This window comes from Cohnella rhizoplanae (assembly GCF_948329515.1).
Taxonomy (GTDB): domain Bacteria; phylum Bacillota; class Bacilli; order Paenibacillales; family Paenibacillaceae; genus Cohnella; species Cohnella rhizoplanae.
On sequence record NZ_CAOJCN010000001.1, the window covers coordinates 125,863 to 152,286 of the forward strand.

At 63.2% G+C, this 26,424-nt stretch carries 24 protein-coding genes and 1 other annotated feature; of the genes, 19 read left to right on the forward strand and 5 right to left on the reverse strand.

All coding sequences use genetic code 11. The features are described from left to right. Positions 1-139: 139 nt before the first annotated feature. The 10 genes from PQG80_RS00565 (at position 140) to PQG80_RS00610 (ending at position 7,047) form a co-directional block, all read left to right on the forward strand. Positions 140-664 (forward strand): YqeG family HAD IIIA-type phosphatase, encoded by a 525-nt coding sequence (locus PQG80_RS00565; RefSeq protein ID WP_271749165.1) that lies wholly within the window; start codon positions 140-142, stop codon positions 662-664. Between the two features lie 2 nt (positions 665-666). After that, positions 667-1,794 (forward strand): ribosome biogenesis GTPase YqeH, encoded by a 1,128-nt coding sequence (gene yqeH, locus PQG80_RS00570; protein ID WP_271749166.1) that lies wholly within the window; start codon positions 667-669, stop codon positions 1,792-1,794. Positions 1,795-1,814: 20 nt separating this feature from the next. Beyond that, entirely contained in the window at positions 1,815-2,669 is an 855-nt protein-coding gene (locus PQG80_RS00575; RefSeq protein WP_271749167.1) for a shikimate dehydrogenase, read from the forward strand. A gap of 31 nt (positions 2,670-2,700) precedes the next feature. Further along, positions 2,701-2,991 carry a ribosome assembly RNA-binding protein YhbY gene (gene yhbY, locus PQG80_RS00580; protein WP_271749168.1) on the forward strand — a complete coding sequence of 97 codons (291 nt, stop codon included), beginning with the start codon at positions 2,701-2,703 and terminating at the stop codon, positions 2,989-2,991. A gap of 13 nt (positions 2,992-3,004) precedes the next feature. Further along, positions 3,005-3,622, forward strand: a complete 618-nt coding sequence (gene nadD, locus PQG80_RS00585) for a nicotinate-nucleotide adenylyltransferase (protein WP_271749169.1) — start codon at positions 3,005-3,007, stop codon at positions 3,620-3,622. After that, positions 3,600-4,196, forward strand: a complete 597-nt coding sequence (gene yqeK / locus PQG80_RS00590) for a bis(5'-nucleosyl)-tetraphosphatase (symmetrical) YqeK (RefSeq protein WP_271749171.1) — start codon at positions 3,600-3,602, stop codon at positions 4,194-4,196. Before nadD ends, yqeK begins: the two co-directional genes overlap by 23 nt. A gap of 3 nt (positions 4,197-4,199) precedes the next feature. Beyond that, a complete protein-coding gene (gene rsfS / locus PQG80_RS00595; protein ID WP_271749172.1) occupies positions 4,200-4,541 on the forward strand; it encodes a ribosome silencing factor in 342 nt (113 codons plus the stop codon). Continuing rightward, positions 4,538-5,527: a CvfB family protein gene (locus PQG80_RS00600; protein ID WP_271749173.1), complete on the forward strand. Its 990-nt coding sequence runs from the start codon at positions 4,538-4,540 to the stop codon at positions 5,525-5,527. Before rsfS ends, PQG80_RS00600 begins: the two co-directional genes overlap by 4 nt. Before the next feature lie 102 nt (positions 5,528-5,629). Then, a complete protein-coding gene (locus tag PQG80_RS00605) occupies positions 5,630-6,424 on the forward strand; it encodes a class I SAM-dependent DNA methyltransferase (RefSeq protein ID WP_271749174.1) in 795 nt (264 codons plus the stop codon). Positions 6,425-6,828: 404 nt separating this feature from the next. Further along, positions 6,829-7,047, forward strand: coding sequence for a hypothetical protein (locus PQG80_RS00610; RefSeq protein WP_271749175.1), 219 nt, complete (start codon positions 6,829-6,831; stop codon positions 7,045-7,047). Between the two features lie 2 nt (positions 7,048-7,049). On the opposite strand, the gene PQG80_RS00615 is transcribed toward PQG80_RS00610, so the two are convergent. After that, positions 7,050-9,266, reverse strand: a complete 2,217-nt coding sequence (locus tag PQG80_RS00615) for an MMPL family transporter (RefSeq protein WP_271749176.1) — start codon at positions 9,264-9,266, stop codon at positions 7,050-7,052. Between the two features lie 116 nt (positions 9,267-9,382). Between PQG80_RS00615 and PQG80_RS00620 the strand changes: the two genes are divergently transcribed. Both PQG80_RS00620 and leuS read left to right on the forward strand, forming a co-directional pair. After that, positions 9,383-10,000 (forward strand): TetR/AcrR family transcriptional regulator, encoded by a 618-nt coding sequence (locus tag PQG80_RS00620; protein ID WP_271749177.1) that lies wholly within the window; start codon positions 9,383-9,385, stop codon positions 9,998-10,000. A gap of 23 nt (positions 10,001-10,023) precedes the next feature. Continuing rightward, positions 10,024-10,275 (forward strand) — a binding site (T-box leader). Positions 10,276-10,346: 71 nt separating this feature from the next. Next, positions 10,347-12,785 carry a leucine--tRNA ligase gene (leuS, locus tag PQG80_RS00625; protein WP_271749178.1) on the forward strand — a complete coding sequence of 813 codons (2,439 nt, stop codon included), beginning with the start codon at positions 10,347-10,349 and terminating at the stop codon, positions 12,783-12,785. Positions 12,786-12,888: 103 nt separating this feature from the next. On the opposite strand, the gene comER is transcribed toward leuS, so the two are convergent. After that, entirely contained in the window at positions 12,889-13,725 is an 837-nt protein-coding gene (gene comER / locus PQG80_RS00630; protein WP_334219798.1) for a late competence protein ComER, read from the reverse strand. Between the two features lie 149 nt (positions 13,726-13,874). Here comER and PQG80_RS00635 point away from each other — a divergent pair, with 149 nt between their 5' ends. From PQG80_RS00635 to holA, 6 genes are all read left to right on the forward strand, one after another. Further along, on the forward strand, positions 13,875-14,507 hold the full coding sequence (locus tag PQG80_RS00635) for a ComEA family DNA-binding protein (protein WP_271749180.1): 633 nt from the start codon (positions 13,875-13,877) through the stop codon (positions 14,505-14,507). A 38-nt stretch (positions 14,508-14,545) separates the two neighbouring features. Continuing rightward, on the forward strand, positions 14,546-15,064 hold the full coding sequence (locus PQG80_RS00640) for a deoxycytidylate deaminase (protein ID WP_271749181.1): 519 nt from the start codon (positions 14,546-14,548) through the stop codon (positions 15,062-15,064). A 101-nt stretch (positions 15,065-15,165) separates the two neighbouring features. Continuing rightward, a complete protein-coding gene (locus tag PQG80_RS00645) occupies positions 15,166-17,850 on the forward strand; it encodes a ComEC/Rec2 family competence protein (RefSeq protein ID WP_271749182.1) in 2,685 nt (894 codons plus the stop codon). A 229-nt stretch (positions 17,851-18,079) separates the two neighbouring features. Further along, the gene (locus PQG80_RS00650) at positions 18,080-18,628 is read left to right on the forward strand and encodes an RNA polymerase sigma factor (RefSeq protein WP_271749183.1); all 549 of its coding nucleotides are present in this window, start codon (positions 18,080-18,082) and stop codon (positions 18,626-18,628) included. Then, positions 18,625-19,788, forward strand: a complete 1,164-nt coding sequence (locus PQG80_RS00655; protein ID WP_271749184.1) for an anti-sigma factor family protein — start codon at positions 18,625-18,627, stop codon at positions 19,786-19,788. Before PQG80_RS00650 ends, PQG80_RS00655 begins: the two co-directional genes overlap by 4 nt. Before the next feature lie 203 nt (positions 19,789-19,991). After that, positions 19,992-21,029 (forward strand): DNA polymerase III subunit delta, encoded by a 1,038-nt coding sequence (gene holA / locus PQG80_RS00660; protein WP_271749185.1) that lies wholly within the window; start codon positions 19,992-19,994, stop codon positions 21,027-21,029. A gap of 644 nt (positions 21,030-21,673) precedes the next feature. Here the strand turns inward: holA and PQG80_RS00665 are convergent. Genes PQG80_RS00665 through fadR form a run of 3 tightly spaced genes read right to left on the reverse strand, consistent with a single transcriptional unit; the run spans position 21,674 to position 24,082 of the window. After that, positions 21,674-22,657 (reverse strand): electron transfer flavoprotein subunit alpha/FixB family protein, encoded by a 984-nt coding sequence (locus tag PQG80_RS00665; RefSeq protein WP_271749186.1) that lies wholly within the window; start codon positions 22,655-22,657, stop codon positions 21,674-21,676. Between the two features lie 46 nt (positions 22,658-22,703). Beyond that, on the reverse strand, positions 22,704-23,471 hold the full coding sequence (locus PQG80_RS00670; RefSeq protein ID WP_271749187.1) for an electron transfer flavoprotein subunit beta/FixA family protein: 768 nt from the start codon (positions 23,469-23,471) through the stop codon (positions 22,704-22,706). Positions 23,472-23,497: 26 nt separating this feature from the next. Continuing rightward, positions 23,498-24,082, reverse strand: a complete 585-nt coding sequence (gene fadR / locus PQG80_RS00675) for a fatty acid metabolism transcriptional regulator FadR (protein WP_271749188.1) — start codon at positions 24,080-24,082, stop codon at positions 23,498-23,500. Between the two features lie 188 nt (positions 24,083-24,270). Between fadR and PQG80_RS00680 the strand changes: the two genes are divergently transcribed. Next, the gene (locus tag PQG80_RS00680) at positions 24,271-26,412 is read left to right on the forward strand and encodes a 4Fe-4S dicluster domain-containing protein (RefSeq protein WP_271749189.1); all 2,142 of its coding nucleotides are present in this window, start codon (positions 24,271-24,273) and stop codon (positions 26,410-26,412) included. The last annotated feature ends 12 nt before the right edge of the window (positions 26,413-26,424 follow it).

The window sequence follows — 26,424 nt, forward strand, 5'->3', positions numbered from 1 at the left end:
TTGAAAGGCGCGGCGAAGCGGCAATATAATAAATAGGCGGATTTCCGGCGACGCATACAGTTCCCGAATAACGGGCTTTTGCAAGGCCGGGGCGGGTGTGGTATATTTTGAACAATCCGATAAAGACTGGAGCATTGGCATGTTTGAACGATTGCTGCCCGATCAAATCGTGGGTACTGTCTTTGATATAGACCTGGCATCGCTGGCGAACGACGGCGTGCGGGGCATCATTACCGATCTGGACAATACGCTCGTCAGCGCAGGCACCGCGCTCGCGACGCCCGAGCTGATCGTTTGGCTGGACAAGGTCAAGTCGCTCGGATTCCAGGTCGTTATACTATCCAACAACAACCTTATGCGGGTGGCCAAGTTCGCGGAGCCGCTGGGAATACCTTTCATACCTGCCGCGCGCAAGCCTTTCAACAAAGCGTTCAAGCAGGCGCTGGACCTGCTGGATCTGAAGGCGCAGCAAGCCGTCGTCGTCGGCGACCAGATGATGACCGACGTCCTGGGCGGCCGCCGGATGGGGCTCCACACGATACTCGTCACGCCGATCGCGAGATCGGAGGAAGGCTGGGGTACGCGGATGAACCGGCGCATCGAGAAGATCGCGCTGTCAAGGCTGACCAAGCAAGGCTTGTGGCCGAACAAGGGGGACAAGTAGCTTTGCCGACACTCGAGAATGAATGGAATGCCAAGAAATGCGCGGGCTGCGGCGTGTCGCTGCAGATCGAGGACGGGAAGAGACCGGGCTTCGTGCCCGAGGCCGCGCGGGAACGCGAACCGATCATCTGCCAGCGCTGCTTCAGAATCAAACATTACAACGACGCCTCGTCGGTCGCCATCGACCAGGACGATTTTTTGCGTTTGCTGGGCGGCATCGGCTCCACGAACAGCCTCGTCGTCCATATCGTCGACCTGTTCGACTTCGAAGGCTCGATGATCTCCGGGCTGCAGCGGTTCGTGGGCAACAATCCGGTGCTGCTCGTCGTGAACAAGATCGACCTGCTGCCGAAGGTAACCAACTGGAATCGCCTGCGCAACTGGGTGCAGAAGCAAGCCAAGGCTGGCGGACTGCGGGTCGTCGACGTCGTCCTGTGCAGCGCCCGGCGCAATATCGGGTTCGACCGGGTCGTCGAGGCCATCGGCCAGCTGCGGGGCGACCGCGACGTTTACGTCGTGGGCGCGACCAACGTGGGCAAGAGCACGCTCGTCAACCGGCTGATCGCCGATTACAGCGATCTCGCCAGGGAACTGACGGTATCCCGTTATCCGGGCACGACGCTGGACGCGATCAGCATCCCGCTGGACGACGGCCGCAGCATCATCGACATGCCGGGCATCGTATACAAGTCGCGGCTGTCGGAGATCGTCCCCCGCGAGACGCTGCACGCGCTGCTCCCGGACAAGCCGCTTAAGCCGCTGACGTATCAATTTTACGAAAAGCAAACGCTGTTTTTCGGCGCGCTGGCACGCTTCGACTTCACGGCAGGCGAACGCCAGTCGTTCACCGCCTATCTGTCGTCCGGCATCCCCGTGCACCGTACTAAGCAAGAGCGGGCGGACGAGCTGTACGACGATCATCGCGGAGTGATGCTGTCCCCGCCGACCCGCGAGGAACTTGAGGACATGCCGCCGCTCGTGCGGCACAATATGCGAATTCCGCCGGGCGGACCCAAGGATATATTCATATCCGGGCTCGGCTGGATCAAGGCGAACGGCTCGACCGGCGCCGTCGTGGACGTATATGCGCCCAAGGGCATCAAGGTGCTGCTCCGGGATTGCATCTTGTGAGTCGGGAGGTAGCCGCTGGCATGGATAGTCATACGATACTTTACGGCGTGATCGGTGACCCGGTCCGCCATTCCAGATCGCCCGTCATGCTTGGTCGGGCCTTCGAGGAGAGCGGCGTGAACGGTGCTTACGGCGCCTTCCACGTCGCGCCGGAACGCCTGGGCGAAGCGATCGCGGGCATCCGCGCGCTCGGCTTCAGAGGGCTGAACGTAACGATCCCGCATAAGATCGAGGTCATGGCTTACCTAGACGAGATCGACGAGAGCGCACGGGCCATCGGAGCGGTTAACACGATCGTCAACGAGGGGGGCCGGCTTACCGGCTTCAATACGGACGGCATCGGCTACGTCCGCTCGCTCAAGGAAGAAGCGGAGCCGGACCTTACGGGCAAGCGCATCCTCGTCATCGGCGCAGGCGGAGCCGCGCGCGGCATCGTCTGGGCGCTGCTCCGCGAATCGCCCGGCGAAGTGCTGATCGCGAATCGCACCGACGCGCGGGCGGACGAGCTGGCCGGCGCCTTCGAGACAGAAGGGCGTCTCAAGGCGGTGCCTTGGCATCTGCTCGCCGAAGCGTGCGGCGCGGCGGACATCGTGATCAATACGACGTCCGTAGGCATGGCGCCCAACACCGACGCGGTACCCGCGGATCCGTCTTGGCTCCGCCCCGGCGCCGTCGCGAGCGATCTCATCTACAATCCGCTGAAGACGGCTTTCTTGCACGGAGCCGAGCGGCGGGGCTGCCGCATCCATGGCGGCCTCGGCATGTTCGTGTATCAAGGCGCGTACGCGTTCGAGTACTGGACGGGACGACCGGCTCCGGCCGCCGCGATGCGCGAAGCGGTGCTGGCCTCCTTTTCCGCGGCAGCGACCTTTTGAACATTTAACTATCAGAGAGCAGGGAATATGCATGCTGACCGGCAAACAAAAACGATTTTTGCGTTCCGAGGCCCATCACCTGACCCCGATCTTCCAGGTGGGCAAGGGCGGCACGAACGAACATCTGATCCGACATATCGAAGAAGCGCTCGAGACGCGAGAGCTGATCAAGGTGTCGATCCTGAATAACAACGACGACGACCGCTATGAGGTGGCCAGAGAGCTGTCGGAACGTTCGGGCGCCGAGCTGGTGCAGGTCATCGGCAAGACGATCGTGCTCTACAAGGAGTCCCGCGACAACAAGCAGATCAAGCTTCCTTAAAGGAGGTGCGCGCATGAAACGCATCGGGCTGATGGGAGGCACCTTCGACCCCGTGCATGTCGGGCACCTGATAGCGGCCGAAGCGGCGCGCGAGGCGGCCGGCCTGGCCGAGGTCTGGTTCGTCCCGACTTCCGTGCCGGTACACAAGCCGCAGCCCGGCGCCACCGGCTCGCAGCGGCAGGCGCTTGTGGAGACCGCGATCGCGGGGCATCCCTCCTTTCGCGTCGAAGCCGCCGAACTCGACAGGCAGGGCGCCTCCTACACGATCGACACCGTCCTCGAGCTGCGGGAGAGGTTCCCCGACTATTCGTTCTTCTGGATCGTGGGCTCAGACATGCGCGACGATCTGCCGGGCTGGCGCCGGATCGAAGAGCTGGCGCAGCTCGTCACGTTCGTCGCCTTGGAGCGTCCCGGGACGGGGGGCGAGTCGCGCGACGCCGCAGCGGGATACGAGCCGCCGGCGTTCCTTAGCGGCAGGATCGTGAGCGCTGAGATGCCGCCCATCGGGATCTCGTCGACGGACATACGCCGGCGTTGCGCCGAAGGCAGGAGCATCCGCTATATGGTGCCCGAGGCCGTGCGGACGGAGATCGAAAGGATGGGATTGTATGGATCGCGAGCTGTTGATTGAAGCCGTGAAGCGGCAGATGCCGGAGAAGCGATACCGGCACGTCGCCGGCGTGGTGGATACGGCCTTCGTGCTGGCGCAGCGGTTCGGCGGCGATCCGGAAAAAGCGTGGCTCGCCGCGCTGCTCCACGACTATGCCAAAGCCTGGCCGACGGACCGCATGGAGCGGATCATCCGGACGGAAGGCTTGCCGTCCGAGCTGTTGGATTACGACAAAGAACTATGGCATGCGCACGTCGGCGCCTGGGCGGTCCGCGAGGAATTGGGGATCGAGGATGAAGAAGTGCTGGATGCCGTACGCTATCATACGTCCGGCCGGGAGAACATGACTTTGCTTGACCGCATCGTATGCCTGGCCGATTACATGGAGCCAAGCCGGGCGTTTCCCGGCGTGGAGCGCATCCGGGAGCTCTCGGAGCATCATTTGAATGAGGCGCTGGTCGCCGGGCTCGACTCGACGATCGCGCATTTGCTGGAAAAAGGAAGAACGATATTCCCGCTGACGGTACTGGCGCGCAACGATCTGCTCAGGCAGATTCGAAGCGCGAACGGCGCCAGCGAGGCTCAGGGAGGCTGACTTATGGCAGGATCGGATCAATTGATGAGACAAATCGTGGCCGCGGCCGACGACAAGAAAGCAAACGAAATCGTCGCGCTAAATCTTCAACATATATCGCTGGTGGCGGATTACTTCGTCATCTGCCACGGCAATTCGGATACGCAGGTGCAAGCGATATCGACCGAGATCAAGAAACGGGCGGAGGAAGCAGGCGCGCGCGTACGCATCGAAGGCATGGATACGGCCCGCTGGGTGCTCATCGATATGGGCGACGTCGTGGCGCACGTGTTCCACCGCGACGAGCGCGAGTATTACTCGCTCGAGCGCCTCTGGTCCGACGCGAAGGCGGTCGAATTCGCATGACCTTGATCGCCGGCACGACGGCCACGCTGCTGGTGAAGCGAGAGGTGCCGCCTTACGGCTGGTTTCTGGCCGAGGACGAGGCTGAGGATACGCCCGAGCTGCTGCTGCCTTACGGCGAAGCTGCCGGCAACCGGCCTTCGGTCGGCGATTCGGCGGACGTCTTTATTTTCCATGACGACAAGGGCCGTCTGACCGCGACGACCCGCAAGCCGCTGCTGGAACTCGGTCAGATGGGGCGACTCGCGATGGCCGACTTTCACCCGCGGTTCGGCTGCTTCCTGGAGCTGGGCATCGGACGTCAGCTGCTGCTGCCCATCAAGGAGCTGCCGGACAGCCGGGAGCGCTGGCCGCAGCCCGGTGACGAGCTGCACGTAATCATGAAGCACGACAAGGAAGGCCGCATGCTGGCGCGGCTCGCCAAGATCGAGGATTACGAGCGCGTCGTGTTCCGCGCCCCGTCCTCCTGGCACCACGAGCAGCGCGATTGTTGGGTGACGGATATCTACAAGGATGGCGTGTTCGTCCTCGCGCACGGAGGCGTGCTCGGCTACGGCGTGCTCGGCTATATGCCGAACGCGTCCATGAACCGGCCGCTCCGGCTGGGCGAGAAGACGGTCGCGCGCGTCACTCAGGTCCGCGACGACGGCAGAGTGACGCTGTCGATGCGTCCGGCCAAGGAAGTCGGCCGACTGGAAGATTCGGACCGTCTTCTTGCGTTTCTCCAAGGGAGGCCGGGGGGCGCGATGCCTTATTCCGACGCGACGCCCGCGGACGTGATTCAGAAGCGGTTCGGGCTCAGCAAGTCCGCCTTCAAGCGGGCGCTGGGCAAGCTGATGAAGGAACGGCAGATCGTGCAGGACGGCAACTGGACGCGTCTTGCGGCTTCTGACGGCGACTCGCAGGTAGCGGGGGCTGGATCGGAAGCGGGCGCCGGCAGGGCCGGAGGAAGCGAATCGGCGGAGAACGAATCGGCCAAGAGCGAATAACTGTAGTTGACGCGGCTCGGCGGGCCGCGAACGCTAATACATGACGCGCGGTTTCGTTCTCCGTTTAACAGCGGAGGCGCGGCCGCCGACGAGGAGACATCCATGCGCAGCTATCGTGAATTCGCCTCGGTCTACGACCGGCTGATGGAAGACATGCCTTACCCGGAGTGGCTGAGCTTCGCCAGAGGGTGCTGGGAAAAGTACGGGATGCCCGGGACGATCGTGGACCTGGGCTGCGGGACGGGAAATATCGCGATTCCGCTCGCCAAGTCCGGATTTCGCGTGTTCGGCATCGACCTGTCGGCGGACATGCTGTCCGTCGCGCGCGCCAAGTGGGACTCGGTGCCGCGGCGCGGCGTCGGGCGCGCATCCGGCAGCGAAGAGGGCGGCGTCCGCTGGCTGCAGCAGGACATGCGCGACTGGGAGATTCCCGAGCCGATCGACTGCGTGCTGTCGTTCTGCGACAGCCTGAATTACCTGACCGAGCCTGAGGACGTGAAGGCAGCGTTCAAGCATACGTATGCGGGACTGCGGCCCGGCGGACTGTTCGTGTTCGACGTGCACGCGCCTTCGCAGCTCGCCAGATACGGCGAGGAGCAGCCGTTCGTGCTGGACGACAAGGACGTCGCTTACCTGTGGACCTGCGACTACGACCCCGACCGCCGCGAGGTGGAGCACGAGCTGACCTTCTTCGTGCGGGAGCAGAGCGGCCCGGGCGCAGGCATGTACCGGCGTTTCGAGGAAGGACATGTCCAGCGGGCGTACGAGCCGGAATGGCTCGCCGCGCAGCTGGCCGAGGCCGGGTTCGAGCTGCTCGACCGCTGCGCCGATTTTTCCTGGAACCCGCCGTCCGCGGCCAGCGAGCGATTATTTTTTGTCGCGCGGCGCCCGGCGTAGAGACAAAATGAACGCTAAGAAACCGTCAGGCAGAGGCCTGACGGTTTCTTGCATTTTGGTGGTGAGGAAATCGGCCGAAGCAGGATCGCCTGTCGTAGTGAAGGCGATACGCCAATCCGAGCTGCCCGAAGCGCCATCGCCTTTCGTAGTAAAGGCGATACGCCGAACCGAGCTGCCCGAAGCGGCATCGCCTCTCGTAGTGAAGGCGATGCGCCTACCCGAGCGGCTCGAAGCGCCATCGCCTGTCGTAGTGAAGGCGCTGCGCCAATCCGAGCTGCACGAAGCGCCATCGCCTCTCGTAGTGAAGGCGATGCGCCTATCCGAGCGGCTCGAAGCGGGATCGCCTCTCGTAGTGAAGGCGATATGCCCCTTCCGAGCTGCCCGAAGCGGGATCGCCTCTCGTAGTGAAGGCGATGCGTCCATGCGAGCTGCCGGAGGCGAGAACGCTTCTCGTAGTGAAGGCGATATGCCTTTCCGAGCGGCCCGAAGCGCCATCGCCTCTTGTAGTGAAGGCGATGCGCAAATCCGAGCGGCTGGAGATGGGAACGCCTCTCGTAGTGAAGGCGATGCGCCAATCCGAGCTGCCGGAGATGGGAACGCCTCTCTTAGTGAAGGGGAGTTAGCTTCAGACGCTGCCCTTGACCTTTTCTTCCAGATGCCTCTTTCCCGGCCAGAACGACCGGTCGCCCAGCAGCGCGGTGATGGCCGGCACGAGAAACGGCCGTACGAGGAACGTATCCAGCAGCACGCCGATCGCCGTGATGACGCCGAATTGCACGAGCACCTGGATTGGCAGCGTCGCCAGTACCGCGAACGTGCCGGCGAGGATGAGTCCCGCCGACGCGATGACGCCGCCGGTCTCGCCCACGCCTTCGCGGATCGCGTCCCGCAGCGGCATTTCTTTTCGTTTGCGCCAGATGCTGGAGATCATGAAGATGTTGTAGTCTTCTCCGAGCGCCACCAGGAACACGAAGGCATACAGCGGAATAGAGCCCTGGATCGCGTCAGCGCCGAGTACGTAATGGATGACGAGCCAGCCGAGCCCAAGCGCGGAAAAGTACGATAAGATGACGGTGCCGACCAGGTACGCCGTAGCGACGACGGAACGCAAGTAGAGCAGCAGCAGTAGCGCGATGAGCCCGATGACGACCGGCAGGATGAGCCGTGTATCCTGTTCCCCGGTCTTTTTCGTGTCGTACTGCTCTGCGGTCTGCCCCGCAATCCAGACATGTTCCGCCGCATTCGCGTCGCCGGCATCGGCAAGGGCGGCTCCGGCTGCTTCGCGCAGCTCCGGTATCTTTCCTAACGCCTCCAATGAATACGGATTGACGGCCAGCTCCACGTCGTACGCAAGGATTTGTTTGTTTTGCTGCCCTTCCGCCGCCTCGGAAACGCGGCTGACGTACGGCAGTTCGGACAGTTTGTCGCCAAGCTGCGCGTCGCGGCCCTCGGTATCGACGATCACCTTGACGGGGGCGAGCTCGCCTTCGGAAAATTGGGAGCCGATCAGCGCGTAGCCTTCCCTCGACTCCATGGAGGAGGGGAACGAGGACAGAATGTCGTAGGTAAATTTGATTTGGCTCGACACGCCCGCCAGCAAGGCGAGGCAAACGACCGCGGCGACGGCGATGAACCCGGGGCGCTTCACGACAAGGCTGCCCGTACGGTAACGTGGCGGCGCTTCCGGCGCTGGAGGCTGCTTGCCGCGCTTAGCTGCCCTTTCTTCGCGCATCTGCTGCGTGCGGGGGACGAACGGCCAGAAAGAGGCGCGTCCGATAATAGCGAGCAGCGCTGGCACCAGGGTCAGGCTGGCGATGCTCATGATGAATATGGCGATGCTGAACGGCGCCGCGAACCGCTGGAAAGAACCGTACTCAGCGAGCAGCAGGGTGAGCAGCGCGATGACGACGGTGATTCCGCTCATCGCGACGGCGCCCGAGGCGTCGGTCAGCGCAGCGCGGAGGGCTTTGTTTTTGTCCGGCTCATGCTTGAGCAGCTGCCGGAACCTCGAGATCAGGAACAAGCAATAGTCCGTCCCCGCCCCGAACAGCAGCACCGTCATGATCGAGATGCCTTGCGAGTCGACGACGATCCAACCCTCGCGCGCCATCCATCCGAGCAGCGGGCTGATGACGCCGTAGGCGAAGCCGACGCCGATCAGAGGAATGAAGGCCAGAATCGGGGAGCGGTAAATGATCAGCAGCAACAGGAGTACAAGGAGCACCGTGCCGGCGAGCAGCGCGAAGTCCGCGTTTTTGAACAGGCCCGTCGCATCGATCTGGATGCCGACGGGGCCGGTGACGCGCGCGCTTAGCGTGCCTTGGCGATCCGTGCCGGCCTCGAACGGATCGCCTCCGAGGACGGCGGCAGCCTGGCTCTTAAGCTCGGAGACGCCTTCCTCCAATTGATCCGCATCCGCCTTTTTATCGAAAAACACCGGGGTTACCAGCGTGCTGCCATCCTCCGACAGCTCGGCCTTAAGGGCCTCTGCGGGTATCTGGTGCAGCGGCGGCACCGAGGTCTGGTGAGGCACCGGCGCGCTCGTCCACTTCTCCGCAAGCTCGCGGATTCCTTCCAAGTCTTCATCGGCCAGCCCGCCCGGCTTGTGCCAGACGATCAGCGCAGGCACGTCCGCCCCGCTGACGAACTCCCGCTCGGCGACGATGCCGGCCTGGACCGACGGTCGCCCGTCGGACAGGTTCGGCGCGTTGTTCGTCTCGTGCTTGCCGACTTGGGGCAGCAGCACGCTCAGGAGCGCCGCCGCGACGATCCAGACCGCCAGCGTCACCCATCGGCCGACAGGGCCCGTTATTCCTTTTCCATGACCGCGAGCGTTCTTCAAGTCAGTACCCCCTTGCGATTGGATTGCGCTATAATAAGCTCAATAATGAGTGCGATAATAATTATATATACCGGAAGGTTAATATTGCAACACGTTTGAAGGGATGGCGCATCAAGATGAGTCAAAAGAAAGCAGGACGTGCCCCGGGACGTCCCAAAGGGAATACCGACAGCCGCGCGCTGTTGATCGGCGCCGCATCCGCGCTTTTTATGGAATTCGGCTACGAGCCCGTATCCCTGAATCAGATCGCGGACCGGGCGGGCGTTACAAAGGCTTCGATCTATTATTACTTTAACGGCAAATCGGAGCTGTTCACCGCGTCGGTGACCGAGATGATGGGACGAATCGCGATGTACACCCGCCAGTTGCTCGGACAGGAAGGCACGCTTCGCGAGCGGCTCGTGAAGGTCACCGCCGCGAAGATGGCGGTCACGCACGTCGAGTTCGAATCGATGATGCGCGAGGCGATCGATTCGCTAAGCGAGACGCAGCGCCGCGAGATCCGCGAAGCGGAGCACGGCATCCACGTCGTGCTGGCCGAGTGCTTCGCCGAGGCCGCCGCGCGCGGGGAGATGCGGGGAGGCGAGGATCCGCTGCTACTCGCGCATGCATTCTCTGCGCTGCTCATGGTGGGCGGCCGCGATACAGGAGGCGACGGCAGGGACAACCTGCCTGAGCGGATCGTCGATCTCTTCTGGCACGGGGCGGGACCGAGCGCGCTTGACATGAAATGACGGAAACCGCTATAATCGATGCAATAACGGCTATGAAGAGGAAAAGTAATCGCGCAGCGTCATCCAGAGAACCGGCGGAAGGTGCGAGCCGGCTGGCGCAAGCGACGAACTCGCCTCGGAGCCCCGCGCGCAATCCTTTTCGCAGGTCCGGTTCGGACCGCGTCCGGGCAAGCGCGGCGAGTCCCTCCGCGTTAAGGAGGAAGAGTGGACGGCATGCCCAGGCAGGGCTGGCGTCAACTAGGGTGGTACCGCGAGTTTAACCTCTCGTCCCTAGCGTAAATTCGCTGGGGCGGGAGGTTTTTTGGTTTTTATCCGAGCAGGCAGACGGAAGGGGCAGCATTTAACGATGACACAGGACAACAATCAACCCGGCTACAGGCCGCAGACGCTCGAGCCCAAGTGGCAGCGCTACTGGGACGAGAACAAGACGTTCCGCACGACCGAGGACCCGGGCAAAGAGAAATTTTATGCGCTCGACATGTTCCCGTATCCATCGGGCGCCGGTCTTCACGTGGGCCATCCCGAGGGGTATACGGCTACGGATATCGTCAGCCGCTACAAGCGCATGCGCGGGTACAACGTGCTGCACCCGATGGGCTGGGACGCCTTCGGCTTGCCCGCGGAGCAGTATGCGCTCCAGACGGGGCGGCATCCGCGCGAGATTACGGTGGAGAATATTAACAATTTCCGCCGTCAGATCAAGTCGCTCGGCTTCTCGTACGATTGGGAGCGCGAATTCAGCACGACGGACCCGGATTATTACAAGTGGACCCAGTGGATCTTCATCCAGCTGTATAAGAAGGGGCTGGCGTACGTAGCGGAAGTCCCGGTCAACTGGTGCCCGGCTCTCGGCACGGTGCTCGCGAACGAAGAAGTCATCAACGGTCTCAGCGAGCGGGGCAACCACCCCGTCATTCGCAAGCCGATGCGGCAGTGGATGCTCAAGATTACCGAGTACGCGGAGCGCCTGCTCGAGGACCTCGAGGAGCTGGACTGGTCGGAGAGCATCAAGGACATGCAGCGGAATTGGATCGGCAAGTCCACCGGCGCCGAGGTGACGTTCGCGATCGACGGTCATGCGGATGCGTCGCTCACCGTGTTCACGACGCGTCCGGATACGCTCTTCGGCGCGACGTATTGCGTGCTGGCGCCCGAGCACGAGCTCGTGTCCGTCATCTCGACCGCCGCGCAGCAAGCGGATGTCGAAGCCTACGTAGAGCAGGCTGCGCGCAAGAGCGACCTCGAACGGACCGATCTGGCCAAGGACAAGACGGGCGTCTTCACGGGCGCGTACGCGATTAATCCGGTGAACGGCTCGCTCGTGCCGATCTGGATCGCCGACTACGTACTGGGCGGGTACGGCACGGGCGCGATCATGGCCGTGCCGGCCCATGACGAGCGAGACTGGGCGTTCGCGAAGAAGTTCAACCTCCCGATCGTCGAGGTCGTCAGCGGCGGCAACGTCGACGAAGCCGCGCATACGGGCGAGGGCGAACACGTGAACTCGGACTTCCTGAACGGCCTGTCCACGACGGAAGCCATCGCAAAGGCGATCGCTTGGCTCGAGGAGCGGGGCGCGGGACGAGGCAAGGTCACGTACCGGCTGCGCGATTGGCTGTTTAGCCGCCAGCGTTATTGGGGCGAGCCGATCCCGGTGCTGCACTTCGAAGACGGCAGCATGGAGACGGTTCCGGAGGATCAGCTGCCGTTGCTGCTGCCGGAGGTCGACGCGATCACGCCTTCGGGCACGGGCGAGTCGCCGCTGGCGACGGTGGAGGACTGGGTGAACGTAACGCTGCCGGACGGCCGCCGCGCGCGCCGCGAGACCAACACGATGCCTCAATGGGCGGGCAGCTGCTGGTACTACCTGCGGTTCATCGATCCGAAAAACGCGGACGCGATCTGCGATCCGGCCAAGCAAAAGGAATGGCTGCCTGTCGATCTGTACATCGGCGGCGCCGAGCACGCCGTGCTTCATCTGCTCTACGCGCGCTTCTGGCACAAGGTGCTGTACGACCTCGGCGTCGTGGCGACGAAGGAACCGTTCCACAAGCTCGTCAACCAGGGCATGATCCTTGGCACGAACATGGAGAAGATGTCCAAGTCGCGCGGCAACGTCATCAATCCGGACGACATCGTCGGGGAGTTCGGCGCGGATACGCTGCGCGTGTACGAGATGTTCATGGGCCCGCTCGAGGCGACGAAGCCGTGGAACACGAACGGCGTCGAAGGCATGTACCGTTTCCTCGGACGCGTGTGGCGCCTGTTCGTCGGAGAGAACGGCGAGCTCAGCGACAAGATCAAGGATACCGCGGGCGAAGAGTCGTTCCGCCGAACCTGGCACCGCTCGGTCAAGAAGATTACCGAGGATTACGAGGGGCTGCGCTTCAATACGGCGATCAGCCAGCTCATGATTTTCGTCAACGAAGCTTACAAGACCGAGGAGCTGCCGAGGGAGGCGATGGAGCACTTCGTGCAGATGCTGTCCCCGATCGCGCCGCATATCGCGGAGGAACTGTGGGAGCGCCTCGGATACGCGGAGAGCGTGAGCTACGCGCCATGGCCGGCTTATGACGCCGCGCTGACGGTGGACGCCGAGGTCGAGATCGCCGTGCAGGTCAACGGCAAGATCGTGGACCGCGTCTCCGTCGCGGCCGATCTCGAAGGGCAAGCGCTGCAGGACGCCGCGCTCGCGCTGGATAAAGTCAAGGCCGTTACGGAAGGCAAGACGGTGCGGAAGATCATTGCGGTCAAGGGCAAGCTCGTCAACATCGTAGCGAATTGACACGCCTAGGGCGGCCCGATCGGATCTCGGGCCGCCCTTCGTGCTTGCGTTCGGTTCGCCGCGGTGCTCGGTCGGGGCGGGTTTATTCCGATCCGGACCGGGGTCAGTCGGACCTGAAGGATTGCTCGGACAGGGACGCTTCGACCTTGATCAGGTCTTCCGCGAACTTCTCGTGCGTTTTTCGCATGACCCTGCGGAAGGCGTCCTTGGTGGAGAATCGCAGTTCTTCCATCGCCACGGCGGTGATGCCGCCAGGCACGCAGACGCGCTCCTGCAGCTCGCGCGTCGTGCAGCCTTGCTCCAGCAGCCTTGCCGTGCCGAGCAGCATCTCTGCGCCGACCCTGTCCGCGACGTCTCTAGGAAGTCCAGCGTACTCGACCGTGGCTTCGACGAATTGTTCCAGCAGGTACGCCATGAAGGCGGGGCCGCAGCTGGACAGATCCGATGCGGCGCGCACGCTGTCCTCGGGCACTTCGATCGGCTCGCTGATGCGCGCGAACAGGGAGATCAGCAGCTTTTTGTCCGCCGGCTCGAGGCGGGTGCCGTACATGAACAGCGAGGCGCCGCTCGCGGCGCCGTTGACGATGCTAGGGATGATCTTCGCCGTCTTGCACGGCAAGAGGCGTTCGAGCTGCTCTAGCGTGACGGGACTCGTGATCGACACGAGCAGCTGTTCCGGCCGGAGCTCGCCCTGGATCTCCCCGATGACCGTCCGGTAGTCGAGCGGCTTCACGCACAAGAAGACGATACCCGCGTCCCTGACGGCTGCCGCATTGGTCTGGGCGATCCGCAGGCCGGGGAACTGGTGCGCCAATCGTTCCGCTCTGGAGGAGGTGCGGGTCGCGATCGTGACATCCGACGCCTCGAAAGCCCTGGCGCGCAGCAGCGCTCCCGCCAGCAGGCCGCCCATGCTTCCGGCGCCGATGAAACCGACCTTCATCTGTTGTCCTCCTCCCCGCAATTGTCGTTTTGCGTAACTACTTTCCATTGTATGTCGGCAGGTTTGGCCGACATGACTCGATTTTTTATGCGTTTGGAAAATTGTAGCGTACTCGTGGCCATGCGCGACGAATCTAAGGGAGGAAGGGTATGGCGACAACTACGGTCCGGGAGAGCAGGCTTCGGCGCAGGGCGGCATTGCTGGCCGGAACGGCCGCGGCCGCGTTGCTGGCTTGGGGATGGCTGAAGCCCGCGGATGGCGGCGTGCCGGGATGGGAGCCGGTAAACGCGCAGGTAGCTGCGGCGGTGGCGACGGCGGAGAGGGCGCAGAGTACGGCCGCAGCCGGGCCGGAGCGCGATCAGCCGCTGGCAAGCGCTGCGGAAGCGGGAGATGGACAGCTGCAGCCGGCAATCGGAGCGGTCGGGGCTGGCGGGAAGGCTCCGGCGGTCGAGAAGAATGCGGGGCTGGGGTTGGCCGAGCCGGCCGTAACGGCCGCCGGTCCGTCGCCGGACGCGGCATCCGCCGAGGCGGCGAGGGCGGACATGCCGGCAGGCGCGAACGGGGCAACGAGTCCGCCGCCGGCGGACGGGAGGCTCGATATTAACCGCGCGAGCGCCGCGGAGCTGGACGGGCTCCCGGGGATCGGTCCGGCCAAGGCCGAGGCGATCGTGCAGTACCGCAACGCGAACGGACGCTTCGGCTCCGCCGATGAGTTGAAAAACGTTAAGGGAATCGGAGACAAGCTGCTGGCCAAACTTCTGCCGCTGGTGACGGCGGGCTGAGCGCGGTCCAAGGCACGAACAACGGGAGGCGACGCCGGATGGCGCTAGCGGTTCGAAAGGATTGGGATACTTATTTTATGGATATCGCCTTTATGGCATCGACGCGGTCGCGCTGTCCCCGGCGTCATGTCGGCGCGGTGCTCGTGCAGGGCAAGAAGCTGCTTGGTACCGCATATAACGGCGCGCCGATGGGCGTACCGGACTGTTCGGAGGCCGGCTGCATGATCGTCGAGGAATTCGCGCCCGCGTCGCCCGGAGAGACTGCCGCCATGGTCAAAAAGGAGCGCTGCATCCGCACGATCCACGCGGAGCAGAACCTGCTCCTGTTCACGGACCGGATCGACCGGGAAGGCTCGACCGTCTACGTAACCGATCAGCCCTGCTGGACGTGCGCGAACATGCTCGCCAACAGCGGTATCGTCGAGATCGTATATCACCGCGTCTATCCTAAGGATTACGACAAAGTGTCCGCGCTGATGGCCGAGCGGAATATCGCCTTCCGGACGATATCGGACTATGCGCCTCCGCAGGATACGGAGGTCAAGGACGCGGATTGAATGCAACCGGCAAGAATCAAATATGGATCGCTCAAGGGAAGAACCCTGCGCTCGGTGCGCGGGGTTCTTTTTGTTATTTATGAATGTAGGAGCGTGGACGAATGAATCGAAGGCCGCTCGTATCGGTAGCGGGATTCTGGGTAGCGGGCAGCGCCGCGTGGTCGATCCGGCAGGGTACGCCGGCTCTGATCGTCTATGCGGGCATCGTCGCGGCGCTTGCGGCGCTCGTCCTATGGGGACGGCTCCGGCCGCGTATAGGCGCGTTGTGCGCGCTGGCCTTGTTGTTGTCCGCCTGCCTTCGAATCTGGAGCGAATCGGGAGACGGCTCCCGGCTCTCGGCCGCTTGGCCCGAGCCCGACGGACAAGCGGTCGTGGCCACCGGTCGGCTGCTTGAGCCTGCGGCGATCGACGGAGATACGGTTACGTTTCCCGTCCGGTTAAGCAGCATTCGCGCGGAAGGGACCGGAACCGGAACCGGAACCGTGAATCCCGTCGGCGAACAGCTGCTCGTGCGCGTTCGCTTGGCCGCCGAGGCGGAATTGAAGACCGCCGCCGCCTGGAGACGCGGGATGTCCGTGGCGGTGGAAGGCGAACTCCGTCTTCCCGCGGACGCGGGCAACTTCGGCGGTTTCGACTATCGGGCGTATTTGCGCCGGCAAGGCATTTACTGGACGTTGTCGGCCAAGGGCGCATCTGCTGTGACGCAAGCGGAGAGGCCGGTTCCTCTCGCGGACCGCGCCATGCGCTGGTTCGACGATTCCAGGGATGCGATCGGCGGACTGACGGATAGGCTGTATGGTACGTTGGACAGCGGTTATATGAAGGGCCTGGTGGCCGGCATCCCGGACGATCTTGATCCGGAGAGGTTCGACGACTTTTCCAGGCTAGGGCTTACGCATGTGCTCGCCATTTCAGGGCTTCACGTGGCCGTCGTCGTTTACATTTTGCTCCTGCTCGGCAAGCTGGCGCGCTGGACCCGGGAGCGGTCGCTGGGCTTCGCCGCGTCCGCGATGCCGTTCTACATGCTGCTCACGGGCGCTTCGCCGTCGGCCGTCCGCGCATGCCTCATGTCGATGATCGCGCTGTGGCTTGCGCGGCAGGGTAGGCTGAAGGACGGTCTTCACCTCCTCGCCGCGGCCGCGCTGATCATGGTCGTCTGGCGGCCGAACGTCGTGGAGGACGTCAGCTTCCAGCTGTCGTTTATCGTGACCGCCGGCCTGCTGCTCTGCGTGCCGGTCATGACGGAGCTGCTCGCCCTCCGGATTCGCTCTCCGCTTATTCGTTCCTCGCTCGCGGTGGCGCTTACCGCCCAGCTCTTTTCCTTCCCGGTCACCGCGTATTATTTTCACCAGCTTCATCTGCTGTCGCTGCTTGCCAATCTCGTGCTCGTACCGTTCATCAGCTTCGTCGTCATGCCGCTCGGGATGGCCGCGCTGGCCCTGGGCGCCGTCTGGCTGCCGCTCGGCGTCGTGCCTGCGAGGCTGGCGACGCTCTGCAACCGCGCGACGTTCGAGGCCACCGAGCGGTTGGGATCGGTCAAGGCTTTGTCGACCGTATGGCACCAGCCGGGAATCGTCTGGGTACTGGCCTTCTACGCGCTGCTGCTGGCCACGCTGGCCTACGCGCGCCGAGCGATCCGCGCGAGCGCGGAGAGGTCCGCGACGGCAGCCGCCGCCGAACGGCAGCGCGCCGTCTCGGATCCGTTCGACGCCTCGCTTCGAGCGGATAGCGTCGCCGTTTATGCCGCGGTCCCGCTGGGCGCGGACACGCCGACCGAGCCGCTGAACGCCGCGTTGGACGGACCTGCGAATGGCGGGTACGGGGCATATGGCGCTGTAGGCGCCAGGTACCGGAGGCTGGCCGCCGCATCGTTCGCGGTTGCTTGGTTCGGGCTGCTGGCATGGGAAGCTCCCCCTGTGAGGCTGGACCGGACCGCCTCGGTATCCTTTCTCGACGTGGGGCAGGGCGACAGCATTCTAATCGAGACCGGCGGCGGGCGCCATATTCTGGTAGACGCCGGCGGCACGGTCGAATTCGGCAAGCCGAAGGAGGCATGGCGGCTCCGCAGGGACCCCTACGAGGTGGGCCGCAAGACGCTCGTACCGCTGCTCAAGCAGCGCGGCGTCCGCCGCCTGGACGCGCTCGTCCTGACGCACCTGGATGCCGATCATATCGGCGGCGCCCACGCGATCATCCGCGAACTTCAGGTCGGCCGCATCCTGTTCAACGGCACGATTAAACCGGACGGCGACGTGCTTCGTCTATTTCATGAGGCAGAAGACGCGGGCATTCCGATGTACGCGGTCAATTCCGGCATGGTCTGGCGGCCGGACGCGTCGGCGACGCTCGAAGCGATGTACCCGCTAGAGACGGCGCGGGACGATCGCATACCGGCGGCCGACGAACAAAACGACCTGAGCGTCGTGCTACGGCTTACGCTTTACGGCCGTTCATTCATACTGCCAGGCGATCTCGAGTCGGCCGGCGAGTCCGCCGTGCTGGGCGAGCTGCGCCGCCAAGGCGTCGCGCCGAGCGCAGTGGACGTGCTGAAGGCCGGTCACCATGGCAGCAAAACGTCCACGACGGCCTCGTGGCTGGCATGGTGGAGACCGGCGGAAGTCGTGGTGTCCGCCGGCAGGAACAATTTGTACGGACATCCGCACGCAGAAGTGACGGAACGGATCCTGCGCACGGGCGCCGCGCTCGCGCGTACCGACCTCCAGGGCGAGATCGCCTACCGCGTCCTGCCGGACGGCCGTCTGGAGCGTCGCGCCAAGCGTCCCTGACGACAAAAAGCAGCGCGTATGGTAGACTAGACAGGATGCTCTTCGGGCATACTGCACAACTTTTCGGCAAGCCGCCGAGTATAAACAGAAAACGCGGATCGCCTTAGATTCGAGCCGAACGGAAAGGCGCATTCGCCTTTTATTTTTTTGTTAGATTATACCTTGCGTTTTTTGCAACCTTTTGGCGCACAGCTGCGTCAGTGGGGATGCGAGAGAAGGAGGATCTCCCGTGGTGGAGCCGGAATTGATCAAAGCTGCGCAGGCCGGCGATCGGGAAGCGCTCGTTACGCTGCTTCGCGAGATTGAACACCAGGTTTACCGTACGGCCTACTATTTACTGAATCATGAACAGGATGCGATGGACGCGGCGCAGGAAGCGCTGATCCGGGTGTACACGAAGATTAATTCGTACGAGGAAAAGGCGCAGTTCCGCACGTGGGTACAACGCATCGTCACCAATATTTGCATCGACAAGTTCCGTCGAAAACGACCTTCCGTTTCCATCGACGAACACGAGATGGTTTTTCAAGCGCATGAAGACGTCGAGGCCGAGGTGATGAGCGGCTATGCTTCGGAGGACATCCGCGAAGCGATCGGCAAGCTCCCGGAGCATCATCGCACCGTTGTCGTGCTCCGTTATTTGCAGGATTTTTCTTATAACGAGATCGCCGATTCGCTTAACTTGCCCTTGAACACGGTCAAGTCATACTTATTCCGCGCCCGACAACAACTACAGACACTGCTTCATGACTATCGGAAAGGGGGTGTCCGGGGATGAATCGCGAAGAGGGGATGGAGCTCGTGCAGCGTTCGATCGACGGCGATCTGAACGAGGAAGAGTCGTCGCGACTGCAATTGTACTTGCAGAACTATCCGGAATGCGCCGCGCTGCTCGATCGGCTGACGCGGCTGTCCGAGGAACTGACGCAGCTGCCGCACGTCGCGCCCAGATACAGTCTGGTGGACGCGATCCTGCCGCAGCTCGAGCTGATCGTGCCGGAACCGGCGCCTGGCGCCGCGGTTGCGGACGAGACCGAGGAGACGCCGTACGCGACGCGTACCCGCAGAGTCGCAGACCGCAAGTCGGTCTACCGCCGCGTGGCCGCGGTCGTCGCGGCCGGCGTCGTAGCCGGCGTGCTGCTGATCGTCCAGCCGTTCTCGCTGCTGCCTGATTCGGACCAGCAGAAGTCGGCGTCGCAATTGGAGTCGGTATCCGAGTCCGCGCCCGGCGCGGCTACAGCCGACATGATGCGCAAGTCCGTGGCGACGGAGCCGTCCGACGGCGGCGATGCGCAGAACGGAGATAACGCAAGTCTCGCTCAAGACGCTCCCGGCGAGAGCTCGGATGCGTCCGGCAGCGCGGCTGGCGGCGGGAGCGATCCCGACACCAGCGTGAGCTTCGGCGCGCCGTTGTCGTCCGACGGCAGCGGGGCGGCCGTAACGCCGACCGCCAAGATCGAGGAGCAGGCGCCGGCGCCGGGCTCGAACGTCGCGCCGGAAGCCAACGGCGACGAGAGGAAGGGCTTTGCGCCTCCCGCTGCCGCTTCGGCCGGCAATGTGGACAAGAGCGGCGGCACGGATGGCAACGCAGGCGACAGCGTCGCAGGCGATAGCGTTGCAAGTTCCGAAGGCCAAGGTCCGGCGGCTACGGACGCGCCTTCTATTGCCGACTTGCCGGATATGTCCTTTTCGGTCGCCATGCCGTCATGGGAGTCGCCTGACGGCGCGCTGACGGCGCTCGCGAACCGCGGAGGCGTTCGGATCGTGAAGACCGACGGACTCGCGACGGTATTCGAGAGCGACGAGCGGGAGGGCACGATATCGGACGTCACCTGGGGACAGGACGGACAGGATCTGTACTACACCTGGACGGACGCCTCCGGCAAGTCCACGGACCTGTGGTGGAACGCCGAACAAAATCGCGAGCAGAAGCGTTGACCGGTCGTCACCAATCGAGCGGCTGCCGCGTATAGTGGACTATTAACGCCGCCGCGCCCCCTGGAGGCGCAGTCACGATCGTTCGCGCGGGTACCATGGGCCCGCCCGTCGAACGTTGACATAGATTCCAAGGACAGAGAGATCGTGCCTGCCGTTAACGGGCGCGGTCTCTTTGCTGTATAATGGGGAGCGAGGTGGTCGGGTTGGAATCGAGACAAGCGTTTAAGGAAATCAGGGAGGGACAGATTCGTCCCCTGTACATATGCTTCGGCACGGAGAGCTACCGCATGAATGAATTCGCCGAGCGGCTAGTTGCCGCGGTGGCCGAGCCCGAGCATCGCGATATGGCGATCGTGCGTTTCGATACGGCGGAGCATTCGCTCGACGCGATTCTGGAGGAAGCGGAAACGATGCCGTTCCTCGTGCCGAGCAAGCTGGTGCTGGTCCGGGACAGCGTCGTGTTCGGATCGGCCAAGGAATCGGCCAAGACGGAGCATCGGACCGAGCGGCTGCTCGATTATATGAAAAGGCCGTTCGAGACGACCGTACTCGTCTTTATGGTGCCCCACGACAAGCTCGACGAGCGGAAGAAGACGTCGAAGGCGGCGAAGCAGGACGGCATCGTCGTTAATTTCTCGCCGCTCGGGCCGGACGAGCTGCTCTCGTGGATTATCGGCCGCGCTGCCAAGCAAGGCCGTACGATCGATAAGCCGGCGGCCGAGGAGCTGATCCGGCGCGCGGGCACGGAGATGGGCGCGCTGTCCGCGGAGACGGACAAGCTGTGCCTGCACGCGGGCGAGGGAGGTACGGTGACGGCGGCGGCCGTCGCCGAGCTCGTGCCAGCGAGCGTGGAGCAGAGCGTCTTCAAGCTCACCGAGGAGATCGCTTCGCTCCGGACCGACAAGGCGCTAGCGCTTTACCACGATCTGCTCCGGCGCCGCGAAGAACCGATCAAGCTGACGGCGCTGCTCGTCCGTCAATTCCGCAGCATGCTGTACGTCAAGGAACTGGGCAAGCAAGGCTATTCGCCCCAGCAGATGGCGGGGCAGCTCGGCATGCATCCGTATGGCGTCAAGGTGACGGCCGAGCAGGCCAAGGCATTCAGCATCGAGCGGCTGACCGCGCTGCTCAGCGGGCTCGCCGAGCTGGACTACGAGATGAAGACCGGCCGCGTCGACAAGACGCTCGGTCTGGAGCTTTGGCTGCTGCGTACCGGCTCCGGCGTAGGCATGAAGGCGTAAGATCCGCTTATTGGGTTGAGTATGAGTGCGTGGGCATAGCGGATACGGAGTTACCTCGAAAAGCGAGGCAATTCAGCCCCGGGCGGCCATGAGAGGCGGGAGTTACCTCGAAAAGCGAGGTAATTCAGCTCCGGGCGGCCACGTGAGGCAGGAGTTACCTCGAGAAACAGCCTCAGACGGCCATGTGCGACAGGAGTTACCTCGAAAAGCAAGGTAATTCAGCTCCGATCGGCCATATGAGGCAGGAGTTAACTCGAAAAGCGAGGTAACTCAGCCACGGGCGGCCATGTGCGACAGGAGTTACCTCGAAAAGCTAGGTAATTCAGCTCCGATCGGCCATGTGCGACAGAGTTACCTCGAAAAGCGGGGTAATTCGGCCCCGGGCGGACATGAGAGGCAGGAGTTACCTCGAAAAGCAAGGTAATTCAGCCCCTTGCGGCCATGTGGGGCAGGAGTTACCTCGAAAAGCGAGGTAATTCAGCCCGGGGCGATCATGGGAGACAGGGGATACCTCGAAAAGCAAGGTAATTCAGCCCCGTGCGGCCATCTGAGGCTGGAGTTAACTCGAAAAGCAAGGTAATTCAGTCCCGGGCGGCCATATGAGGCTGGAGTTACCTCGACAAACGCGGGACGGCGTTCGCTTTTTATGCGAGCGCCTTGCGGAATTCCTGCGTCAGCAGCGGCACGACCTCGAACAGATCGCCTACGATGCCGTAGTCCGCGAGCTGGAAGATCGGCGCTTCGGGGTCTTTGTTGATGGCGACGATGATGCGCGAGCCGCTCATGCCGGCGAGATGCTGGATCGCGCCGCTGATTCCGCAGGCGATGTAGATCTCCGGCGTGACCACCTTGCCGGTCTGGCCGATCTGCAGCCCGTAGTCGCAGTACCCGGCATCGCAGGCCCCTCGCGACGCCCCGACGGCGCCGCCGAGCAGCTCGGCCAGCTCTTCGAGCGGCCTGAAGCCTTCGGCGCTCTTGACCCCGCGTCCGCCGGAGATGACGATCTTGGCCTCCGCGAGGTCGATTCGGCCGGCGGTCTTGCGGACGACGTCCCGCACCACGGTCCGCAGCTCGGACGCAGACGCCGCCGCGGATCTCGCGATCGGCGCCGCCGTGCCGTCCTCCCTAGGCTCGGCTGCGAGAAAGTTGTTCGGCCGTACCGTCACGACGCGCGGGGCCGACCCGAATACCCTGCGCTCGATCGCTTTGCCCGCGTAGATCGGACGGACGAATACGATCCGCCCATCGTCTTCGCGCTCGATCCCCGTCACGTCGGAGATTTGCCCCGCGGACAGCCTGGCCGCGAGCGCCGGCGCCAGGTCGCGCCCCGCGGCGGTATGCCCCAGGAACAGGCCGTCCGGCCGCAGCGACGCGAGCAGCGGGGCCAGCGCCTGAACATAAGCTTCGGGGTTATAGTTCCGCAGACTCTCGCTTTCGATAACATGCACCTGCGCCACCGGATAAGCAGCCAATTCCGCAGCCAGATCGTCCAGTCCTTCCCCCAGCAGCGCGGCGTGGATCTCGTCTTCTCCCGCCGCGCAGGCCGCTGCCGCCCGCAGCGCCTCCAGCGTTACGCGCCGCAGCTTGCCGTCCCGATGCTCCGCCACGATCAGATACGTGTTGCGCATGGCATGTCTACCTCCCTATGCAGAATCGGATCGATTCACATGACATTCAGATCGTATTGGACCCTTCGCGTAGAAGCCGCGCGAGCGCCGCCGCTTGCTCCTGCGAACTGCCTTGCAGGAGCTGGCCCGCCTGCCGGCTCCTCGGCAGCGACAAGGAGACGCGCGCGGTTTTCGCCTCCGACGATCCGCCCCCGACGCCCAGCGCCTCCGCAGTCAGCGCTTTAAAGGGCTTTTTCTTTGCCCTCATAATGCCCGGCAGCGAGGGATAGCGCGGTTCGTTCAAGCCTTGCTGCGCCGTGATGAGCGCGGGCAAAGCGACTTCGATCCGCTCCAGATCGCCTTCCGCGTCCCGCTCGACGCTTGCCGTACCGCCCTCGACCGACAGCTTGGTTACCGAGGTGACGTGCGGGATGCCGAGCGATATCGCCGCGCGCACCGCGACCTGGGCGCCCCCGGTATCCACGGAAAAGCTGCCGCCGAGCACCAAATCGTAGGCTTGAAGCCGCAGGGCAGCCGCGATGGCCTCGGCGAAGGCGCATTCGTCCTGCGGGATTCCCGCATCGTCGATCCATATCGCTTCGTCGGCGCCCATGGCGAGCGCCGTTCGGAGCGCTTCGGCCGTTCTGGCCGGACCGAGGGATAGCGCCGTCACCTGTCCTCCGTGCTTCTCCTTGAGGCGGATCGCCTCTTCGATCGCATATTCGTCGTACGGATTGACGATGAACTTCACGCCGTCCTCGGACACGGCCCCGCCGTTCAGCGCGATCTTTTCCTCGGTGTCGAACGTTTGCTTCAGCAGCACCGCGATATTCATCCGACATGCTCCTCTCCAAAAAAAGGTCAGGGCCTCAGCGCGCGCAGGAAAAAGTCGACCGTACCGTCCACCTGCGCGATAAGGGAATACTTGCGATCCGACATGAGCCAAGAAGACACCGCCTCGTCCATCGCCCCGAAGATGAGCTGACGCGATAGCTTCACGTCGATGTCCGGCCTGAACGCGCCGGATTCGATGCCATGCGCGAGCACGTTTTCGATGAGCCGCAAATAGGGCTTCAGCGTCTTGCCGATCTCCTTGCGCAGCTCGATGACGCTCTGCCGCAGCTCGATCTGCGTGACGTGGGCGAGCAGCGGATGGCGCTCCAGCTCGGCGTAGTGAAGCTCGCAGATCTTGCGCAGCGCAGCCTCGGCCGACTCCGACTCGCGGGCGGACGCCTCGAACTTGCCGATCAGCGCGCCGAGCCGCTCCCGGAACAGAGAAACGAGGATATCCTCCTTATTTTTGAAATATAAATAGATCGTGCCGTCCGCGACGCCGGCTTCCTTCGCGATCCTCGATACCTGCGAGCCGCGGTACCCGCATTCCGCGAACACCTTCACGGCCGCGTCCAGAATTCCTTCGAATTTATGCAGCCTGCCGATCGACATGCGCGCTCCTCCCCGCCAACCTGCCGTTCGCTATCGACGTTCAAAATGAAATGAATACTCATTCATTTCTAGATCTATATTTAAGAGCCGGCGAAATATTGCCTGTTGCCTGCGATCGTGTATCCAGCCGCGTACCGATGCGCCGCAATCGCTCGCCAATCGTACCCGAGAAAGGAGAGAGGGTGCCTATGCTGTGGTCATGGCTGCATTACGCGTCGTTCCTGATGGTAACCGGGTACGCTCTGCTGCTCTTTTACAAAGCGGTCTATCATCGCTATGCGTATATCCGGCTCGGCAGGCCGTCCGGCAAGCCGCCCGACTGGCGGGGCCGAACGCGCGATCTGCTTAAGCAGACGCTGGGACATTCCAAGCTGCTCAAGGACCGCCGCAGCGGCATCATGCACCTGGTCGTCTTCTATGGCTTCGTCGTGCTCCAATTCGGCGCGCTCGATCTGATCTATACCGGACTGTCGGGGGGAGAGCCGCTGCCGATTCCGGGGTACCGGGTCTTCGGGCTGACGCAGGAGATTACGTCTCTGCTGGTCCTGCTGGCGGCAGGCTATGCGGCTTATCGCCGGTACGGCGAGAAGCTCGCTCGGCTGGGTCAAGGCTGGAAGCCCGCCATCGTACTCCTCCTGATCGGCGCGCTGATGCTGACGGTGCTGCTGTCGCTAGGCTTACACCGCGCATGGTCGGGGCACGAGGCCTCGGCTTACGCGCCGGTGTCCTCGTTGATCGCTAGCGCCGCGTCCGGCCTCACGCCCGCTGCCGCCCAAGCCGCCTATTTCGTCTGCTGGTGGGCCCATCTTCTCGTGCTGCTGTCGTTTCTCGTCTACGTCCCGCAGTCCAAACACTTCCATCTCTTGACCGCGCCGATCAACCTGTTCATCGGCCGGGCGGAGCACGTCGGCAAGCTGAGCAAGCTTGATCTCGAGGACGAAACGGCAGAGTCGTTCGGCGTCGGCAGGATCGAGGACCTCCGCAGGGGGCAGATGCTGGACTTCTATGCGTGCGTGGAATGCGGGCGCTGCACGAATGTATGTCCGGCCGCGGGGACGGGAAAAGCGTTATCCCCCATGCACCTCATGACGAAGCTGCGGGATCATCTCACGGAAAAGGGCGCTGCGATTACGAGCAAGTCGCCTTGGGTACCGGCTTTTGCATTTCCTAATGTAAGCGTTCACAGCATGTCCGCGACGGCGGAAACGGACATTCCCGCTTGGACGGAAGGCGATATCACCGACATCCGGCCGACGCTGACCTGGCATCGGGAGCAATGGAATAAGGCGGATCGCAACCCCGAGGATGTATCGCTGATCGGCGACGTCATGACGGAAGCCGAAATCTGGGCATGCACCACCTGCCGTAACTGCGAGGACCAATGTCCGGTCGGCAACGAGCATGTCGACAAGATCGTCGATCTGAGGCGTTATCTCGTGCTGACGGAGGGCCGCGTGCCGCACGAAGCGCAGCGCGCGATGCAGAACATCGAGCGCCAGGGCAACCCCTGGGGAATCAGCAGAAACGATCGCGCCGCATGGACCGGCGAGATCGGCGGTATCGCGGTGCCGACGGTCAAGGACAATCCGGGCTTCGACACGCTCTTCTTCGTCGGATCGATGGGATCGTACGACAGTCGCGCCCGCAAGGTTTCGCGCGCTGTCGTCCGGCTGATGCAGGAAGCGGGCGTTAATTTTGCCATTCTCGGCAACGAGGAGAAAAACTCGGGCGACACCCCGCGGCGGGTGGGCAACGAGCTCTTGTTCCAGCAGCTGTGCGCGGAAAATATCGAGACGTTCAAAAAATACAAAGTCCGCCGCATCGTGACGGCATGCCCGCACACGTTCAATACGATGAAAAACGAGTACCCCGAATTCGGCCTGAAGGGAGTGGAAGTGCTGCATCATACGCAGCTGCTGGACCGGCTGCTGCGGGAGGGAAGGCTGGCGCCCGCGCATGCCGTACGGGAACGCGTCGTATATCACGACTCCTGTTATCTCGGACGCTACAACGGCGTGTACGATGAGCCTCGGAACATCCTGCGCGCGATCGAGGGAATCGAGCTGGCCGAAATGGACCGTACGCGAGAAAACGCGATGTGCTGCGGAGCGGGCGGCGGCATGATGTGGATGGAGGAGGCCGTCGGAAAACGGGTGAACGTGGCGCGGACGGAGCAGGCGCTGATGACGCGCCCGACGATGATCGGAAGCGCATGCCCGTATTGTCTGACGATGCTCGAGGACGGCACGAAGCAGAAGGAAGCGGCCGACCGCATCAAGGCGCGGGACGTCGCGGAGATTCTGGAGCACGCGGTTTTCGGCGCGCCTTGAGGAGGCGGCGCG